Annotated in this window: 18 protein-coding genes; 5 read left to right on the forward strand and 13 right to left on the reverse strand. The window is 69.2% G+C overall.

The window, feature by feature from the left end; genetic code table 11:
• Positions 1-19: 19 nt before the first annotated feature.
• The 6 genes from ACIQ3R_RS00380 to ACIQ3R_RS00405 form a co-directional block, all read right to left on the reverse strand.
• Complete coding sequence (locus ACIQ3R_RS00380; RefSeq protein ID WP_397413780.1) at positions 20-1,405, reverse strand: PQQ-binding-like beta-propeller repeat protein; 1,386 nt, start codon at positions 1,403-1,405, stop codon at positions 20-22.
• Positions 1,402-2,154, reverse strand: a complete 753-nt coding sequence (locus ACIQ3R_RS00385; RefSeq protein ID WP_397413783.1) for a tetratricopeptide repeat protein — start codon at positions 2,152-2,154, stop codon at positions 1,402-1,404. The genes ACIQ3R_RS00380 and ACIQ3R_RS00385 overlap by 4 nt, the downstream gene beginning before the upstream one ends.
• A 123-nt stretch (positions 2,155-2,277) precedes the next feature.
• On the reverse strand, positions 2,278-2,652 hold the full coding sequence (locus ACIQ3R_RS00390) for a hypothetical protein (protein ID WP_397413785.1): 375 nt from the start codon (positions 2,650-2,652) through the stop codon (positions 2,278-2,280).
• Positions 2,645-3,223: an RNA polymerase sigma factor gene (locus ACIQ3R_RS00395; protein ID WP_397413787.1), complete on the reverse strand. Its 579-nt coding sequence runs from the start codon at positions 3,221-3,223 to the stop codon at positions 2,645-2,647. The genes ACIQ3R_RS00390 and ACIQ3R_RS00395 overlap by 8 nt, the downstream gene beginning before the upstream one ends.
• 27 nt (positions 3,224-3,250) lie before the next feature.
• Positions 3,251-3,631, reverse strand: coding sequence for a DUF6249 domain-containing protein (locus tag ACIQ3R_RS00400; protein ID WP_397413789.1), 381 nt, complete (start codon positions 3,629-3,631; stop codon positions 3,251-3,253).
• A gap of 121 nt (positions 3,632-3,752) precedes the next feature.
• The gene (locus ACIQ3R_RS00405; protein ID WP_397413791.1) at positions 3,753-4,100 is read right to left on the reverse strand and encodes an ArsC family reductase; all 348 of its coding nucleotides are present in this window, start codon (positions 4,098-4,100) and stop codon (positions 3,753-3,755) included.
• A gap of 12 nt (positions 4,101-4,112) precedes the next feature.
• Here ACIQ3R_RS00405 and ACIQ3R_RS00410 point away from each other — a divergent pair, with 12 nt between their 5' ends.
• The 3 genes from ACIQ3R_RS00410 (at position 4,113) to ACIQ3R_RS00420 (ending at position 6,494) form a co-directional block, all read left to right on the forward strand.
• Positions 4,113-4,361, forward strand: a complete 249-nt coding sequence (locus ACIQ3R_RS00410; RefSeq protein ID WP_397413793.1) for a DUF2164 domain-containing protein — start codon at positions 4,113-4,115, stop codon at positions 4,359-4,361.
• An 85-nt stretch (positions 4,362-4,446) separates the two neighbouring features.
• Positions 4,447-4,941, forward strand: a complete 495-nt coding sequence (locus tag ACIQ3R_RS00415) for an MGMT family protein (RefSeq protein ID WP_397413795.1) — start codon at positions 4,447-4,449, stop codon at positions 4,939-4,941.
• A gap of 83 nt (positions 4,942-5,024) precedes the next feature.
• Positions 5,025-6,494 carry a serine hydrolase domain-containing protein gene (locus ACIQ3R_RS00420; protein ID WP_397413797.1) on the forward strand — a complete coding sequence of 490 codons (1,470 nt, stop codon included), beginning with the start codon at positions 5,025-5,027 and terminating at the stop codon, positions 6,492-6,494.
• A gap of 35 nt (positions 6,495-6,529) precedes the next feature.
• Here ACIQ3R_RS00420 and guaA read toward each other — a convergent pair whose 3' ends face one another.
• From guaA to ACIQ3R_RS00445, 5 genes are all read right to left on the reverse strand, one after another.
• Positions 6,530-8,092, reverse strand: coding sequence for a glutamine-hydrolyzing GMP synthase (guaA, locus tag ACIQ3R_RS00425; protein ID WP_397413799.1), 1,563 nt, complete (start codon positions 8,090-8,092; stop codon positions 6,530-6,532).
• The gene (locus ACIQ3R_RS00430; RefSeq protein WP_397413802.1) at positions 8,089-9,366 is read right to left on the reverse strand and encodes an RsmB/NOP family class I SAM-dependent RNA methyltransferase; all 1,278 of its coding nucleotides are present in this window, start codon (positions 9,364-9,366) and stop codon (positions 8,089-8,091) included. Before ACIQ3R_RS00430 ends, guaA begins: the two co-directional genes overlap by 4 nt.
• 15 nt (positions 9,367-9,381) lie before the next feature.
• Entirely contained in the window at positions 9,382-10,845 is a 1,464-nt protein-coding gene (gene guaB / locus ACIQ3R_RS00435) for an IMP dehydrogenase (RefSeq protein WP_397413805.1), read from the reverse strand.
• 119 nt (positions 10,846-10,964) lie between these two features.
• Positions 10,965-11,645 (reverse strand): RlmE family RNA methyltransferase, encoded by a 681-nt coding sequence (locus tag ACIQ3R_RS00440; RefSeq protein ID WP_397413818.1) that lies wholly within the window; start codon positions 11,643-11,645, stop codon positions 10,965-10,967.
• A 20-nt stretch (positions 11,646-11,665) separates the two neighbouring features.
• A complete protein-coding gene (locus tag ACIQ3R_RS00445; RefSeq protein ID WP_397413807.1) occupies positions 11,666-12,745 on the reverse strand; it encodes a Ppx/GppA phosphatase family protein in 1,080 nt (359 codons plus the stop codon).
• 158 nt (positions 12,746-12,903) lie between these two features.
• Here ACIQ3R_RS00445 and hspQ point away from each other — a divergent pair, with 158 nt between their 5' ends.
• On the forward strand, positions 12,904-13,233 hold the full coding sequence (hspQ, locus tag ACIQ3R_RS00450; RefSeq protein WP_397413809.1) for a heat shock protein HspQ: 330 nt from the start codon (positions 12,904-12,906) through the stop codon (positions 13,231-13,233).
• Positions 13,234-13,329: 96 nt separating this feature from the next.
• On the forward strand, positions 13,330-14,163 hold the full coding sequence (gene phhA / locus ACIQ3R_RS00455; protein WP_397413811.1) for a phenylalanine 4-monooxygenase: 834 nt from the start codon (positions 13,330-13,332) through the stop codon (positions 14,161-14,163).
• Here the strand turns inward: phhA and ACIQ3R_RS00460 are convergent.
• Together ACIQ3R_RS00460 and ACIQ3R_RS00465 are read right to left on the reverse strand one after the other, a co-directional pair.
• Complete coding sequence (locus tag ACIQ3R_RS00460) at positions 14,157-18,227, reverse strand: translocation/assembly module TamB domain-containing protein (RefSeq protein ID WP_397413814.1); 4,071 nt, start codon at positions 18,225-18,227, stop codon at positions 14,157-14,159. The genes phhA and ACIQ3R_RS00460 overlap by 7 nt on opposite strands.
• A gap of 74 nt (positions 18,228-18,301) precedes the next feature.
• Positions 18,302-18,585 (reverse strand): BamA/TamA family outer membrane protein (locus ACIQ3R_RS00465; protein WP_397413816.1); only part of this gene is annotated, 284 nt, incomplete at its 5' end.

Genomic DNA, 18,585 nt, shown 5'->3' on the forward strand with positions numbered 1-18,585 from the left:
TGGGTCTTTACAGCAGGGATCAGCGGATCGCGATCAGATCGGCGTCCTGGGTCACCACATAGACGGTGTCGCCCATCGCGATCGGCGCGATGGTCGCCGGCGCCTTGATATCGATCCGACGCTCGACGGCGCCCGTCTTGGCGTTCAGAGCCACGAGATAGCCGGTCTGCCCCACGATGAGCAGGCGATCATTGGCCAGCAGCGGACCCGACCAGATCGGACGCGTCTGGCGTTGCCCGCCGATGCCGAACACGCCGCCGACCCGCTTGGCCTTGAAGCCCTCGTTGAGGTTGCGAATCCAGTAGATCTGCCCGTTCTCACGGCTGGCGCAGATCACCTCGCCGGTCTTGGAGACTGCATAGACCACATCCCCCGCCGGCCACGGCGAGGTCACGCCCACCACCGGCAGACTCCAGCGCGCCTGACCGGTGCGCAGGTCGGTCGCCGAAAAAACGCCCGAATGGCTCACGGCGAACACGTCGCCCTGATAGATCACCGGCCGACCCGGAATGTCGCGGATCTCCGAGAGCGCACTGGTGCGGCTTGCGCGCGAAAGCGCCTCGTTCCACAGATCGTTGCCGTTGGCGGCCCGCAGCGCGACCAGTTCGCCGGAGCCAAACGCCGCGACCACGGTGTCTCCCGACACCGCCGGGCTCGAGGCCGACAGAATCCGCGCGGACTCGGCCAGCGCCTGATAGGTCCAAGAGGGCGCGCCCGTCGCCGTGTCAAAAGTCAGCAGCGTGTTGTCGAGCGAAATCGCCATCGCCCGGCCGGCCGCCACCGTCGGCGCCCCGTGGATGGCTTCAGGCGTCCTGGCCCGCCAGCCGATCGCGCCCGTGCCCGCGTCAAGCTGCAGCATCTCGCGGAAACCCGACGACACGTAGAGCTTGCCGTCCGAGAAGGCCACGCCGCCGCCGAACGCCAGCCGGTCCCGCCGGTTGTCGCCGGGATTGATGCCGGTGCGCCAGACCTGGCTCCCGGTGCGGGCGTCGAGCGCCACCACGCGGGCGTCGGCGTCCATCAGAAAGACCTTGCCGTCCGCGGCGACCGGCGGCGCCGTCACATAGCGACCGCGGCTGTCGCCGGCCCCGAAACTGCGCCGCCAGGCGATCGAAAGATTGGCGCCCGCAGCCACATGGCCCAGCGACTGTTCGGGCGTTCCGCCCGGGAGCGGCCACGCGGCCACCGTCACCGCCTGGGGAATCGAGAAATCGACGTCCTTCAGCGCTGCGGTGGGTTCCAGGATCTGGTCCGGCGGAATGATCGAAATCCGTTCACCCTCACCGGCGGTCTCGGCGGGGCCGTCGTTGTTGTCGAACGGATTCAAGCGATTGATGGTCGAGCAGGCGCCCAGCGCCAGCGCGGCTGCGGTCATTACCGCCAAGGACGCGATGCGCCGGGTCATTGCGGCGCGCCGGCCTGCGGCGGAATCGATTGTGCGCCGGGAGGCATCATCATCGGCGGCGGCAGAGCGGCCGCGGCCTTCACCACCTGCGGCAGCGCCTTGGCCGTACCGGAGTCGATCAGTCCCATGGCCGCGCGAGCCCGGGATTGCAGGCCTTCGCCCGCGTCCAGCGCCTGGGTCAGCAGCACGAAGTCGCCGCGCGCGCCCTTGAGATCCCCGGCGTTCAGCTTGGCGTAGGCCAGCGCCTCGCGCGCCTGGAGGCGATAGGGACGTCCCTCTTCCATCAGCGGCTTCAACCGGGCCTCCATCGCACTGAAGGAGGCCGTGTCGAGGAGCGCGAAGGCGGATTTGAGGCGAGCCGCGTCGCCGATCAGCGGATCGGGCGCGGCCTCGGCCGCGGCGTCGAACTGTCGGACGGCTTCGGTGACGTTGTTGGCGTTGAGCGAGTAGGCGCCCAGGTGCATCAACGAGAGCGCCTTGTAGGCCGGAGCCCGGCTCTGCGAGACCTCGGTCCACAGCTTCCGCGCGCCCTCCCGGTCACCACCCGCAAAGGCGTCGATCGCCGAGGCGTAACGTTCGGAGGCTTCAGAAATCTGCGTCGTCCGCCAGGAGTCATAGCCCCAATAGCCGAGGGCGCTGATCAGCGCTGCGCCCGCGATCCCGGCCACCCAAGGCAGGACGCGGAGACCAAGCTGCTTGTATCGGTCGGTGCGGAGCTGCTCCTCGACCTCTTCGAATAGATCCGTCACGTGTCTGGGGGCTCCGGCGACCGGTCGCTGAACAAGGCGCGGAACCTATAGCGGCCCGCCCCGCCCCTCAAGGCCGCACATGCGAGTAAGGTCATACGTAGCTGGCCGCCGGAGGACCGGCGCTCAAAACTCGTCGATCATCCGCGATACGGCATAGCCCAAGGTCAGCACCGCCAGGCCGACGGCCATCCAGAGGCCGTAGTCGCCGGAAAGCGCCGCCAACAGATCGGGGTTTGGGCTCACCCGCGCCAGACCCGCGCCGAGGGCGCGGGCCGATTGCTCCGCCGTCTCGACCCGGCCGGGGAGATTCGAAAACACCAGTTGGCTCGCGCCGATCACGCCGCCGGCGATGCCCGCGGCCCCGATCAGCCAGCGTCGGGCGGTCCAGCCGCGGTTCAGCCTGCGCTCCACACGCGCAGCGAACGCCTGGGCGTCGTCCAGCTCGGAGCCCGCGGCGAACAGCCGCTCCAGCCGCCGCTCAAATTCGACCTCAGCCATGGCTGCGGCTTCCCTCCATGGCCGCGCCGTCGCTTGAGAGGCGCGCCTTGAGCTTATCCAGACCACGTTTGACATGGGATTTGACCGTTCCCAAAGGCAGGTTCAAGGCCTCAGCGGCCTCGTTGTGCGAAAGCCCCGCGCCATAACACATCGACACACAGAGCCGTTCCGCCGTCGAAAGCCCCTTCAGCGCCTCATCCAGATCCAGCCGATCTCCGGGCTCGTCGGCTTCGCCGGGCGTTTCGAGATCGATCCCGGCGTCGTCCAGCGCCTTGAGCCGTCGATCCCGCTTCAGCCGCCCGAGATAGAGTCGGGCAGCGATCCGCTTCACCCAGCCGGCGAAGGCGCCCTCGCCTCGGAACTCCGCGATCCGTTCAAAGGCGGTGAGGAAAGCGTCCTGCGCCACATCGTCCGCCTCGGCCGGCTGCGCACCCATTCTGCGCAGAAGGGTTCGCACGCCCGAGCCGTGCCGGCGCACGAGCTCTCCGAAGGCGCGGCCCTCGCCCGACACCGCGAAGCGGCAAAGCTCCACGTCGTGCAGGCTGGCGTAGGTGGTGGTGTCGCCCGGCATGGGCTCTTAACTCCCCAGCGCCCAGGTTCAGGCCTTGCCGCGGTTGAGCCAACCCAGGATCACATAGGCCAGTCCGACAAATCCGGGGAACGCGGCGAAGCCCACGAACCAATAGCTGGCGTCCGGCTCCTCCATGCCCACGATCAGGCCGAGCGCCACCAGACCCAGCGAAACCCCCACCCAGATGATCCCGGTCCGCAGGTCGCGTTGCGGTGACGGCGGCAGCTTGGGTTCCCGGACATTCGACGACATCGCGTCGATCAGCTCCGGCGGCATGGGCTGGCCGCGCTCCAGCGCGATGCGCATGGTTTCGACCAGTTTCTGGCGCTCCTGGCTCTTCAGCCACGAAGGGATCACCACGATCGCCGCGATCATGGCGAAAAACGCCAGCGGGATTAGGATTTCCATCTTGTCAGTTCCTCTTCAAGGCGCGGGCTCTTGGCCCTTTGTGATGTAGGAGTCGCCGGCCCGGCCAAACGGATGCGATCCGACGGATGAAACCTTCGTCATGTTCCGCGGGCGCGCACTCTCAGCCGAACGCGGCGGCGTAAACGTCCGGCTTGAAGCCCACCAAGAGCCGATCGCCAGCTTCCAGCACCGGCCGACGGATCATCGAGGGCTGTTCGACCATCAGTGCGATGGCTGAATTGGCGTCGAGACCCTGCTTCCGCGCATCGGGCAGCTTGCGGAACGTCGTACCGTTGCGGTTCAACACCGTCTCCCAGCCGGCCTTCTCCACCCAGTCCGCGACTTTCGCCGGGTCCGCGCCCTCGACCTTGTAGTCGTAGAATTCGTAGGCCACGCCGCGCGCGTCCAGCCAGTCGCGGGCGCGTTTCATCGTGTCGCAGGCCTTGATGCCATAGAGCCGCGCCGTCATCGTTCCCCCGCCATGGCCAAGATCGAACTCCCCAAGGACACCCGCGAGGCGCTGGCCCGATCGCTCAGCGCCTATATCGAACGCGAACTGGGGCTGGAGGTGCGGGGCTTCGACGCCCAGTTCCTCCTCGACCACATGATCGAGGCCCTCGGACCACATCTCTACAACCAGGGTCTCGCCGACGCCCAGGCTATCCTGTCGGCCAAACTGGAAGAGATCACGGATGCGATCTACCAGATCGAGGCGCCGGCCAAGCTCTGAGCCGGATCAAACCCGGAACAAACGGCTCTTATTCCGGCCGAAGACCTCCCATGCCAAGGATCCCTCAGCAAAAGGAGGCTCCACCATGGCCCGCGCGAAATCGGCGCTCGACCACCTCAACAGCGGCAAGACGCCCCACATCGTCCACATGATCCCGCCCGGCGCACCCGGCTACCGCGAGGCCGGAGGCGGCGCCATGGTGGTGTCCACGCCGGCCGAGGTCGACGGCCTGGTGCGAAACATCGGCCCCGGCGAGGTTGTCACACTCGATGACCTGCGCGCCGCCCTCGCCCGCCGTCATCAGGTGGCCGTGGCCTGCCCGGTCTCCACCGCCATCTTCGCCAACATGTCCGCCCGCGCCGCCGAGGAACGCCGCGCCCACGGCCAGGCCCCGGAAACGCTCACCCCCTGGTGGCGCGTGTTGAAGAAGGGCGGCTTCCTGAACCCGAAGCTCCCAGGCGGCGTCGAACGCCAGGCCATGCTGCTGGCCGCCGACGGCGTGAAGGTCTCGATGCTCCGACGTCAGCTGGCCGTGCTGGATTACGAAACGCGGACACCCGCACGTGGGCTGGAGGACTGATCCGTCCATAAGCGCCGCCCGCCAGATGGCGACAAGGCCGCGCCCCCTACCTAGGATGAAACATCGGATTCGGGGGACCTTCCATGCATCGCGTCCTGACGCTCCTGATGGGGGCGCTTCTGGCCTTCCCGGCCTCGGCGCAGACATCCGACGCCGCCGCGCAGCGCCGGGCGATGCTCGAACGCGCCAAGGCCGCCGAGCTTCCCGGCGTCTGGATCCCGGCTCCGGTCGACAAGCTCAGTCACGCCGCCGCCCTCTTCGCTCAGAGAGTCTGTTCGGCCGTCTTCATCGGCGGCATGTCGCCAAGGTTCGCCCGCGACACACAGGGCGAGGGGAACCCGCTGGTCCCGCCCATCGAGCGGGTGCAGATCTCGGACCCCGTCATCGACAGCGCGCAGAACGAAGTCCGCGTCTCACTCCCCGACGGCAAGCTGCGGACGGCTCGGCGGGTGGGCAGTCAGGGCTGCGTGATCCTGCCCGAGAGCGGCGCGGCGCTGGGCTTCACGCCCCAACTGGTGACGCCCCAGCTTACCGCCGCAGCCGCCAGCGATGAGGTGGCGGTCACACCCGCCGGCGTGGATCGGAGCCAGCTCGACGCCGCCATCGCCGCGGCCTTTAATCCGGACGACGCCTTCACCCAGGCGGTGGTCGTGACCTGGAAGGGCCAGCTCATCGGCGAGCGCTATGCGCTGGGCGCCGGGCCGGAGACGCCGCTGGAAGGCTGGTCAAAGGGCAAGAGCATCGTGGCTTCGCTGCTGGGTACGCTGATGCAGCGCGGCGTCTACACGCTGGACCAGCCGGCCCCGATCCCGGAATGGCAGGGATCGGGCGATCCCCGCGCCGCGATCCGCATCCGAGACATCATGCAGATGTCGAGCGGCCTGAGAATCCGCGCTCAGCAGGACCCGGAGTGGGTCGATGACGGTCGGTTGGCCGACCACTGGTACTATTATGGCGGGCCGGACGCCTTCGCCTACGCCGCCGCTCGTCAGCCGGAATGGAAGCCGGGCGTGATTGGCCGCTATCGCAATACCGATCCTGTACTGGGCAGTTATCTCGTGAAGCTGGGAGCCGGTAAGCTCGGGCTCGACTATCACAGCTACCCGCAACGCGCCCTTTTCGACCCGCTCGGCATTCGCACCGCGACGCTGGAGACCGACGCGACCGGCAATTTCCTCACCCAGGGCGCCGAGCTGTTGAGCGCCCGCGACTGGGCGCGACTGGGCAACCTCTACCTCGCGGACGGGGTCTGGAATGGCAAACGCCTGTTGCCGGAGGGCTTCGCGAAGTTCGTCAGCACCCCGGCGCCCGCCTGGGTCGCCGATGGACGCCCGATCTATGGCGGCTTCTTCTGGCTGGCCGCCAACGGGGCGTTCACCCTGCCGGCCGACGCCTACTACATGGCCGGCGCCGGCGGCCAGTACACGATCATCATCCCGTCCCGTCAGCTCGTCATCACCCGCATCGGACGCTATTCCGGCTCCCGAAGCGCCGACGCTGCGCTGAATCGGGCGATCGGCCTGCTGCTCAAGACCTTGCCCGACACGCGTTGAATCTCACGGTCGAGCGCCGGCCGCGTCAGCCGCCCCTACTCCCACTCGATCGTCCCGGGCGGCTTGCTCGTCACATCGTAGACGACGCGGTTCACGCCGCGCACCTCGTTGATGATCCGCGTGGCGCAGCGGCCCAGGACCTCCCAGGGGAACTCGAAGAAGTCGGCCGTCATCCCATCGGTCGAGGTCACGGCGCGGAGCGCCAGAACACTCTCATAGGTGCGCGCATCGCCCATCACGCCAACGGTCTTCACCGGCAGCAGAACGGCGAAGGCCTGCCAGATGCTGTCGTAAAGTCCCGCCTTGCGGATCTCGTCGAGATAGATGGCGTCCGCCTGCTGCAGCACCGCCACCTTTTCGCGGGTGATCTCGCCCGGAATGCGGATCGCCAGCCCTGGGCCCGGGAACGGATGCCGCCCCACAAACGCCGGCGGAAGGCCCAACTCGACGCCCAGCGCCCGCACCTCATCCTTGAACAGTTCGCGCAGCGGCTCGACCAGCTTCAGCTTCATGTAGTCCGGCAGGCCGCCCACATTGTGATGGCTCTTGATCACCGCCGAGGGCCCGCCGGTGGGCGAAACGCTTTCGATCACGTCGGGATAGAGCGTGCCCTGCGCCAGGAAGGCGGCGCCCTCGATCTTGGCGCTCTCCTTGTCGAACACGTCGATGAAGAGCCGCCCGATGGTCTTGCGCTTGGTCTCGGGGTCGGTGACGCCGGCCAGCTCGCCCAGGAAAAGGTCACCCGCATCAACGTGTACCAGCGGAATGTTGTAGTGGTCTCGGAACATGGTGACGACCTGGGTCGCCTCGTCCTTGCGCAACAGGCCGGTGTCGACGAACACGCAGGTCAGCTGCTCGCCGATGGCCTCGTGGATCAGCACCGCGGCCACCGAGGAGTCCACGCCCCCTGAGAGGCCGCAAATCACCTTGGCGTCGCCCACCTGGGCGCGGATCTTCTGCACCTGCTCCTGGCGGTAGGAGGCCATGGTCCAGTCGCCTGTGAGCCCGGCGATGCGGTGGGTGAAATTGCGCAGGATCAGGGCCCCGCGTGGGGTGTGAACCACCTCGGGATGGAACTGAATGCCATAGAAGCGGCGACCCTCGTCGGCGATCACGGCGTAGGGGCTGCCGGGTGACGTGGCGACCACGTCGAAGCCCTGCGGGATGGCCGTGATCTTGTCGCCGTGGCTCATCCAGACGGTCTCGGTGTGACCGAGCGCGCCCAGTCCTTCGAGCAACGGCGATTCCCGCTCGATCTTGATCTCAGCGCGACCGAACTCGCGATCGTGGCCGCCCTCCACCGCTCCGCCCAGCTGGGCGCACATGGTCATCTCGCCGTAGCAGATGCCCAGGACCGGCACGCCCAGCTCGAACACCTTCTGCGGGGCGGAGGGGCTGTGGGCCTCATGCACGCTGGCCGGGCCGCCCGACAGGATGATCGCCTTCGGCCCGAAGGCCTCCAGCATCGCCTCGACCTTGTCGTAGGGATGAATCTCGCAATAGACGCCCGCCTCGCGCAGCCGCCGCGCGATCAGTTGGGTCACCTGGCTGCCGAAATCGACGATCAGCACGCGGTCATGTTGAGCGGCGGTGGTCATGTCAGCTTCTCCAGCACGGCCACATAGAACCCGTCGGTTCCGGCGGATCGGGGGGTCAGGCGCAGGTCGCCCAGCGGCGTGAGGAACGTGGCGTGCTCCGCCCGGTCAGAGGCGGTCCGCCGGCCGAAGTCCGCGTTCCGCGCCAGGAAGGCCTCGACCCGGTCCTCATCCTCCTCGGGCAGCACCGAGCACGTCACATAGACAAGCCGGCCGCCCGGTTTCACGAAGCCCGCGCCCTGGTCCAGCACCAGGTCCTGGTCCGCCTGTCGACGGGCCAGAGTCTCGGGCGTCAGCCGCCACTTGGTGTCCGGGTGCCGCCGCCAGGCGCCGGAGCCGCTGCAGGGCGCGTCCAGGAACACCACGTCCATGCGCCCGCTGAGGTCAGCCAGCGGTTCGGTGTTGAGCGGCGTCCGGACCTGCAGGTTCCGCACCCCCGCCCGCTCCGCCCGCCGCACCGTGTCGGTCAGCCGCCGCGCGTCGCTGTCATAGGCGTAGATCTGGCCGGTGTTGGCCATGGCCGCCGCCAGCGCCAGCGTCTTGCCGCCGCCGCCGGCGCAGAGATCCAGCACCTGCTTGCCCTTCACCTCGCCGGCCGCCAGCGCCGCCACCTGCGAGCCCAGATCCTGCACTTCGAACCAGCCCTTGCCGAACTGCGGGATCGCTTCCACCGCGCCGGCGCGCTCGGCGGCCGCCGGCGCCGCCACCCGCAGGGCCAGTGGCGAAAGCGGCGAGGTCTCGGGCGAAAACGGCGCCAGCGCCCGCAGCGCCCGCTCCGGATCGGTCTTCAGCGTGTTGACCCGCAGGTCCACCGGCGCGCGCTCGGCCAGGGCGGCGCCTTCTTCGGCCGCCGCCTCTCCGAACACCCGCGCGAATCCGGCCTCCAGCCAACCTGGATAGTCGCCCTGCACCGACGCCGGAGCCTCGGAGAGATCGCGCGGCGTCTCCAGGCGCTTCCGCTCGTCTTCGGTCAGGGCGCCCGGCCCGTGCGGCGCCTCTCCCGCCGCCTCAGCGAGGCGGTCCGCCGACCAGCCCCAGTCAAACACCAACGCGCCCAGGGCCGCCGCGCGCGGCGTCTCCGCGCCCATCCGCCAACCCAGCGACCGGCGCCGACGCAGAACGTCCAGCACCAGGCCCGACACCCAAGCCCGGTCCTTGGCGCCGGCGAACCGCGAGGCCTCGCCCCAGGCCTTCAACGCCAGCCGCGCCGGGCGATGCCGCGTCTCGATCTCGCCCAGCACCTCAATGGCCGCGGCCAGCCGCCCGCCTTCACGCATCAGACAGCCCAGACATCAAACCGCACTGGGATAGTTCGGCGCTTCCCGGGTGATCATCACGTCATGCACGTGGCTCTCGCGCAGGCCCGATCCGGTGATGCGGATGAACCGCGCCCGCTCGCGGAACTGTTTCAGGTCGGCGGCGCCCACATAGCCCATGGCGGCCCGCAGACCCCCGATCATCTGGTGCAGGATCGGCGCGATCGGCCCCTTGTAGGGCACCTGGCCCTCGATGCCCTCGGGCACCAGCTTCAGCGCGTCCGTGACGTCCTTCTGGAAGTAACGGTCCGCCGAGCCCTGGCCCATGGCGCCGAGCGAGCCCATGCCCCGATACGACTTGTACGACCGCCCCTGATAGAGGAACACCTCGCCCGGCGCCTCGTCGACGCCGGCGAACACCCCGCCCATCATCGCCACCGAGGCGCCCATGGCCAGGGCCTTGGCGAGATCGCCGGAGTACTTGATCCCCCCGTCCGCGACGATCGGCACATCCGTGCCCAAGGCCGCGCGCACGGCATCGGCGATGGCGGTCAGCTGCGGCACGCCCACCCCGGCCACGATCCGGGTGGTGCAGATCGAGCCCGGCCCGATCCCCACCTTCACCGCATCGGCGCCGGCCCCGATCAGGGCGCGGGCGCCGTCATGGGTCGCCACATTGCCGGCGACGATCTGCACCCGGTTGGTCTCGCGCTTCACCCGATTCACCGCCTCGGCGACCGAGGCGTTGTGGCCATGGGCGGTGTCGATCACCACCACGTCGACGCCCGCATCCACCAGCGCCATCGAGCGCTCATAGCCCGCGTCGCCGACGGTCGAGGCCGCCGCCACCAACAGCCGGCCCTGGACGTCCTTGGCGGCGTTCGGGTGGGCCTGGGACTTTTCCATGTCCTTGACGGTGATCAGGCCCACGGCGCGGTAATCGTCGTCCACCACGATCAGCCGTTCGATCTTGTGTCGCCGCAGCAGGTCGCGGGCTTCGGACTGGCTGACGCCCTCCTTCACCGTCACCAGGTTTTCATGCGTCATCAACGCCTTGGCCGGGATATCTCCACGCCCTTCAAAACGCATGTCGCGATTGGTGAGGATGCCGCAGAGCCGGCCGGTCTGGGGGTCGACCACCGGGAATCCGGAGATCTTTCGCCGCGCCTTGATCGCCAGCACTTCCGACAGCGGCGTGTCCGGATTGATCGTCAGCGGGTTGATCACCATCCCGCTTTCGTAACGTTTCACCTCGCGCACCTGATCGGCCTGTTCCTCAACCGTCAGGTTGCGGTGCAGGACCCCGATCCCGCCGGACTGGGCCATGGCGATCGCCAGCCGGCTCTCGGTCACGGTGTCCATGGCGGCGGACACCAGCGGAATGTTCAGACTGATTTCGCGCGTGAACCGGGTCGCCACATCGACCTGCGTCGGCATGACATCGGACGGGCCGGGTTCGAGCAAAACATCGTCGAAGGTGAGCCCTTCGCGAATCTCCATGAGACTCTCCGTTTTGCGGGACGCGTATAGGCGCCCGCCGGGGGGCGCGGCAAGGGGCGATGGCGCTAAGCCGACGTCACAGGCTGGGATTCGGCCGAGCAGCGCTGCTCAGAGGCGATCTACCGGCCCTTGAACCCCGTCGCCACCAGGAACAGTTCCGAGGAGTCCTGCCGGCTGGCCTTGGGCTTGATGTTGCGCACCTCTTTGAAGTGCTGCTTCAGATGAGCGATCAGACCGTCGGCCCCGCCGCCCTGGAAGGCCTTGGCCACGAATGTCCCGCCGGGCCTCAGCACCTCGATGGCGAAGTCGGCGGCGGCCTCGATAAGGCCGATGATCCGCAGGTGGTCGGTCTCCCGGTGGCCCACCGTATTGGGCGCCATGTCCGAAAGCACCACATCCGCCGGCCCGCCCAGCCGCGCCATCAGCTCCGGCCCGCAGGCCGGATCGGTGAAGTCCATCTGCAGGATCTGCGCGGGCGGCAGCGGATCGACGGGCAACAGGTCGACGCCCACGAGATCGGTCACGCCGCGCTGGATCGCCACCTGGGTCCAGCCGCCCGGCGCCAGCCCCAGATCGACCACCCGCACGCCCTTGCGGAACAGGTGAAACCGGTCGTCGATCTCGGTGATCTTGAACGCCGCGCGGCTGCGATAGCCGAGCGCGCGCGCCTTGGCCGCGAACGGGTCGTTGATCTGGCGTTCCAGCCAGGCCTGCTGGCTGGGCGTGCGCTCCTTGGCGGTCTTCAGGCGGGCGGGCTTGCCACGGCCGCCTTCCAGGCCGCCGGTGGGCGGCTTCACCATGCGCTTGCGTGGCGGCTCGGTCACTTCGATCCGCCTCTCCTGCGTCGCCGACGGCGCCCGCTCTTCCGTTCGGCCATCAGCGAGAGAAGTATGCCCTCGCGCAAACCCCGATCCGCCACCCGCACCCGCTCGCAGGGCCACTGCTCCTGCACCGCGCTCAGGATCGCTGCGCCGGCCAGCACCAGGTCCGCCCGGTCCGGTCCGATGCAGGGCTGGTCGGCCCGACCCCGAGCATCAAGGGCCAGCAGGGCCGCCGTCGCCGCGTCACAATGGGCGCGCGTCATCCAGATCCCGTCCACCCGGTTTCGGTCATAGCGCGGCAGTTTGAGATGCACGCCGGCCAGGCTGGTGATCGCACCAGAGGTTCCCACCATATGTGCGCGCCCGTCCTCGAACAGCGGCCTCAGCGGATCGGCGCGGGTGAAGGCGGCGATCTCGCCCTTCACATAGTCCACCATGGTGCGGAACCAGGTCTCGGTCGCAGCGTCACCCTCCGGGAACCGCTCGGCCAGGGTCACCACGCCCAACGGCACCGACAGCCAGGCCTTCAGCGGCGGCGCGCCGTTCTGCGGCGGCGCGGCCAGATCGACCCACGACAACTCCGTCGAACCGCCGCCGACATCCACCACCAGCGCCGCATCAAATCGGCGATCCAGCAGGTTGAGGCAGCCGGCGACCGAGAGTTTGGCTTCCTCCTGCGGCGAGATGATCTGCAGCTTGACGCCGGTCTCGTTGGCCACCCGATTGACGAAGGCCTGCCCATTGTCCGCCATCCGGCAGGCTTGGGTGGCGATCGCGCGGAACTTCACCACGCGGCGGCGGCGCACCTTTTCACCGGAGACCCTCAGCGCCGCCAGCGCCCGATCCATGGCCGCATCCGACAGCCGTCCGCTCTGCGAGAGCCCCTCGCCCAGCCGGACGATCCGGGAATAGGCCTCCACGACACGGAAGCCGCCGGCCGATGGCGTGGCGATCAGAAGGCGACAGTTATTGGTCCCAAGGTCCAGCGCGGCGTAGCACGGCGGCTCGCCCGACGCCCCCGCTTGGGCAATCTCCCGGCCTCGCGATGGAAGCCCGGGCGCTCGCGGCGCCTCGTTCATGGACCGACTCTCGTCCTACGCAGGCCCCGCCGGCGGCGGCGCCTGATTTCGAGGCGACCTTAGCAAGGGTTGTGGGCAGCCGAAAGACGACGGTTGCATGACGCGTCGCCGACACTACGTTCACCTTCCAGTCAGGAGAGAGAGCTAAGCTCGCGACGATGGATACGCGACTCGCCAAATTCATGATCGGCCAGGTGGTGCGCCACCGGGTCTATCCGTTCCGCGGCGTCATTTTCGACGTCGATCCGGTGTTCGCCAACACCGAGGAATACTGGCTGTCGATCCCTGAGCACATCCGGCCCCACAAGGATCAGCCGTTCTACCATCTGCTCGCCGAGAACGATGAGAGCGCCTACGTCGCCTATGTCTCGGAACAGAACCTGCTGGTCGACGATACGGGACAACCGGTCGGCCACCCCCAGGCCTCGCTGATCTTCGAGACCTTCGACGAGGGCCAGTACCGTCTGCGCAGCGGCATCGGTCACTAGGCAGGCGCGCTCAGCGCGCACGAATTTGCCGCAAGACACCGCCTGAACGACGAAAATCGAACGAATAATCCGAGCGCAGAAGGTCATATTCTGCGCATGGCCGACGATTTCAGCCTTGTTCCGCCTCACGGTGCGCGCACCGACTGGACCATCGACCAGGGCTGGTCTGGTTACACCGCCGAAGAGCATCGGGTGTGGGTGACGTTGCATGAGCGCCAGACCGCAATCCTCGATGGTCGCGCCTGCGATCCCTTCCTCCGGGGCCTCGATGCGCTCGACCTCCACCGATCGGGCATACCGGACTTCGCGCGCCTCAACGCCGACCTTTCGCGCCTGACCGGCTGGACGGTGGTCGCCGTGCCGGGCCTCGTGCCGGACGCGGTGTTCTTCGAACACCTGGCCAACCGCCGCTTCCCGGCCGGACGCTTCATCCGGAAACCGGAACAGCTTGATTATCTTCAGGAACCCGACGTTTTCCACGACGTGTTCGGCCATGTGCCGATGCTGACCGACCCCGTATTCGCCGACTACATGCAGGCCTATGGCGAGGGCGGTCTGCGGGCCCTCGGTCGCGGTCAGTTGCACCACCTGGCCCGTCTCTACTGGTACACGGTCGAGTTCGGTCTGGTCGAAACCCCCGCCGGCCTGCGCATCTACGGCGCCGGCATCGCGTCCAGCGCCGCCGAGAGCCGATATGCCCTCGAAAGCCCAAAGCCTCTCCGGCTCCGGTTTGATCTCGCCCGGGTGATGCGCACCCCCTACCGGATCGACGACTTCCAGGACGTCTACTTCGCCGTGCCTTCGCTCCGGGCCCTGTTGGACGCCACGCTGGCGGACTTCGAACAGCTCTACGCCCGGCTGGCGTTGCTGCCGGACCTCCGCCTGGGCGCGATCGAACCCACGGATCGGGTCCTCCAGATCGCTCAGTAATCGCGTCTCCACCGCACCGCGAGCCGGTTCCCCGCCTGCCCGGCAAGCCGCGAGAGGATCGACAGCGTCTTGCCGATCCGCCACTCCACCTGCGCCGAAGGCCCATCGCGCCCGCCCCCGGTCAATTCCAGATAGACGTCATCAGTCAGGTACTTACCGCCGGAAACTGTCAGGCCGCTCTGGTCGCCGCCGCCGAACGCCAGCCGGTCCAGCCCGGCGAAGGCGCGCAGATTGCCCACCACGTCCAGCCCGCCGCCGCCCGCCAGCGACGATAGCGCCGACGCCAGTTGCGCCGCCTCCACCGGCGACAGCTGCGACGCCGACCGCTCAAACAGCACCTTCGACAGGATCTCGTCCTCGGGCAGGCTGGGTGACGAAGTCAGGATCACCTCCGGCCGCGCCGCCGTTCCGCGGATCCGCACCGTCACGTTCAGCGTCGGGTCGTCGCGTTGAGCGTCCAGTTGCAGCCGGATCGCCTCCGGCCGCGTCGAAAGATAGACGAGGCTCCGGTCATCGAAGGTGAAGCGCTTGCCCGCGAAGTCGTAGTCGCCCCGCACCACGCGCGCGACGCCGGTCAGACGCGGATTGTTGGTGGCGCCTCCCACCTGCGCGTCGAGCGACAGCTCCAGGTCCAATCCCCGCCCTTTGAGAAAAACCCGACGAGGCGCCGAGAGCTTCACATCCAGCGCCCAGCCCGGACCGCGGCGCGCCACGGGCGGCGGGGCGAGGTCGTCCGGCCGGTTCACCTCGATCACATCCATCGCCACGACCCCGCTGGGAGTCGGCGGCTCCGCGGCGACGTCGGCGCGGTCGATCGAAAGCGAGCCGGCCAGCTTGACCTGCCCTTCGGCAACCCGGCTGGCGGTCAGGCGTCCGCTGGCCGTCGCGCGCGCCTGCTCATTGTCGATCAATTGAAACCCCGCCAGGTCCAGCCGGAAGGTCGAGGAGTCGGCCTGCCCCAGCCCGATCACGCCCGCCCCGGAGAGCGTGCCGCCCCGGCCGTCGCCCCCCGAAGCCTCAAGCACCTGCAGATCGTGCTCACTGAACACCGCATTGAGAGTCACATCGCGCAGGGAGAGACCGGTCGCGCCGTCGTCGAACCGTCCGCGCGCCACCTCGATCCGCCCCGAAGCGCGTGGCGAGGCCAAGGAGCCGGCCAGGGTTCCGTTCGTCCTCACCGCACCGGAAAGAGTCCGCTCTCCGCCCATCAGGAGCGCCCACAGCGGCCCCACCTCGCCCTCGGCCTGGAATGTCCCGCGCATGGGTCTTTGCCGCGCCACCGCCACCCGGAACGGCTGCGCTGAAGCCTCGGTCGGCAGGGTCAGATCGAATTCTCCGTTCAGGCCCCGCGCATCGACCGTGCGGGCGGAGATTGTCAGTTGATCATCGCTCAGAGTGGCGCGCACAGACCCGTCGAGGCCACGCGCGGCAGGTGTTCCACGCCCTCGGGCGCTGGTCAGGCGCGCGTCGAGCCGGCCCTCAAGGCGTGCGCCCTCGCCCCGCAGCGCGAGCATCCCTTCGGCGCGGCCGTCCAGGTCGGGGTCGATCAGCGTCAGGCTCAACCGCTCGGCCGACGCCGTCGCCTCCACCGTCCCGTCCCTTTGCGCGAAGTCCAGCGCGATGCGGGCGTCGTCGGAGCTGGCCAGGCGAAGGCGCGCGGCGGAGTCCTCGCCTCCGAAGCGGAAGGTCGCCGTCTCCGTGGTCTCCAGCAGCCGCCCGGCGATCCCCGCCTTGCCGTCGAAGCCAATGCGATAGCCGGGCTCGAGGGAAGTCGCGGTCCCGCCCCCATCCACCGTCCATGGGCCTCGCTGCGAGACCCCGCGCGCGGACAGCGCAAAGGGCAGTCGTGACATCGGACCATCGGCCGTCAGGCTCGCGGCGCGGACCACAAAGTCCCGGCCGCCCCAGCGGGCGTTGCGTGCGGTCAGCGCCAGATTGGCGCGCGGCCCACCGGCGCCATCGACGATCCGCAGTGACCCGTTCGCGCGACCGGCGTCGAGAAACGCCCCCGGTCCCACATCCAGCGTCAGGTCGGCGCGCGACGCCGCGCCGCGCCGCAGGGAGACAGCGCCCCTGGCCTTGAGGCCCCCCGCATCGAGGTCCAGCGCGTCCAGATCCAGCCCGCCGCGCGCGAAGGCGAAGTCCGTGCGTCCGCGGGCCGGCCCGTAGCCGCTAAGCGCCTCCAGGCTCGCCGTACCCGCCCCACCGTCCGGCTGCCGCTGGAACACCAGCGCCAGGCGTCCGTCGCGCAGCGGGAGCCGCGGAATGTCCAGCGCCTCGATCCGCGCCGTGAGTTCGACCCTGGGTGAACCGATGGGCCCCGAGATTTTCCCCTCGCCTTGCGCCGCGCCTGTCACCTCCACCGGCCCCGCGCGGAACGGCCCTTGCGCCGACCAGTCCGCCCGGAGGGCCAGGCTCCCGTCGCGCGTCATGCCCCCCTGGCCCCTGGCGTCCAGCGCCGCGCCATCCAGATCCGCCCGCGACAGCGCCAGGGCGCCGGCGCCCCAGGTTCCCGCCAGATCGAGTCTCGGGCTCGCGCCCAGCAACCGGTCCAGCTCCACATAGCCCAGCGCCAGATTCTCGCCGCGCGCCTCGACCGAGAGCCGCCAGGGCGCGCCCGCGCTGGCCTGATCCGCCCGCCAGGTCGCCCGCGCCCCGCCGCTGGCCCCGACCCGCGCCTCCTCCAGCCGACGCGCCTGCGCCTCGCCGGACAGGGCGAACCCGCCGAGCAGGCCGCGCGAGCCCTTCGCCGTCACCTCGAGGCCGCGTCCCGCCAAGGTCAGCGCGCGCAACTGCAGCTGCCCGGCCGATGATCTGGCCCCCTCCACATTCAGTCGCGGTGCAGCGCCCAGCAGCGTCGCCGTGAACCCCTGCCCGGCCCCGCCCGCGCCGGTCAGGTCGCTCTTGAGGACCATCTCGCGTCCGCGCCAGGCCAGCATCAGCGGCCCTGTGGCGCTCGCCAGCCGGTAGCCGTCGCCCACCCCCAGCGCATTGGCGGCAAGGCGCCCATCGAGTGTCCAGTTCCGGCCGTCGCCCCGCAGAACCCCATCGTAGCCTGCGGGTCCGGCCTGCGCGGCTTCCAGACCGAGGATTCGCGCCAACGCCGGGGCCCGGGCGCTCACCCTGAGGCCCCCGGCGCCCGTCCGTTGGGCCACGGGATCGCCCTCGCCATCCAGCCGCACGGTCAGCGCTTCCGTGGCCAGCACCCCGACGAGCCGGTAGCCGCCACCCGCCACAGGACGCCCGGTCCCTTCAAACTGCAGTTCCGGCCCCAGTCGCTCGGCCCAGGGCGCCGTGTGGCTTGAGGCCGCAAGATCAATCCGGCCCCGGGTCGACCCCCCGGCCGACGTCCAGCGACCCGATGCGTCCAACGGCCGCGCCGAACCGCTGGTCGCCAGAGCCAGGAAACGACCGCCGCCGCGCTCGCCGTCCGCGGCCACGGACAGCCGGAACGGCCGATCCGCCGCCAGCCCCAGCGACCCCGCGATCGCTCCGCCCTGCGCCTCCAGGCCATCGACGCGCAAGCGCATCGGCCGCGGGCCTCCGACAGCGAACCTGACATCCAGACGATCCCCCGGATGCAGTTGGCTAATCGCCGTCACCTGTCCGGATCTGAGGCCGACCCGCGCGATGTCGAAACTGGCGGTGGCCGCATAGACGCCGCGCCGCACCGCGAAAGCCGGCTCCAGGACCAGGGTCGTCCGCACGGTTCCGATCCGCGTCGAGACCGGCGGGATGCCGGGCCGGCGTGGTCCCAGTTGCGGCCGGCGCAGCACGCGCAGCGACGCCGCCTCGATCCGGCCCGCCTCAAACCGGCGGCCCAGCAACGCCAGTGGCCGCCAGCGCATCGAAACATCCCGCGCCTCGACCCAAACGCCTTTGTCGTCGCTCAGTGTCAGACGACGCGCCCGAGGCGCGGTCCAGGGATCTCCGGTCAGACCTTCGACGCCAAGCCGCCCAAACCGCCCCAGCTTCAGACCGTCCAGACCGGCCTCGATGGCGCTGCGCACCGGCGGCAGTTGCACGCCGAACCGGATCCCAACACCCGCCAAGGCGAGGCTCAACGCAACCCACACGCCGATCCATCGCCAGGTTCTGCGGCGAGGCGGCCTGGGGGCCGGTTTGGTCTCCGCCGCGCTCAAAAGCTCTGGCCGATACTGAGATAGAGCTGGAAGGGGGGCTCGCCGCGCCGCCGTTTCACCGGCGTGGCGACATCGATGCGGATGGGCGCGAAGCCCAGGTTATAGCGCACGCCCACGCCGGCCCCGACCGCCAGGTCGCCGAAGTCCACCGCACCGCTGGAGCCCACGGCCCCGGCGTCGACAAACGCCGCGAAGCCCCAACGCTCGGTCAGGTCGCGCCGGACCTCGAAGGCGGACTCGAACAGGAAGACTCCGCCCCGGGGCGTATTGTCGGAGAGCC

Source organism: Phenylobacterium sp. (assembly GCF_044371015.1).
GTDB lineage: Bacteria > Pseudomonadota > Alphaproteobacteria > Caulobacterales > Caulobacteraceae > Phenylobacterium.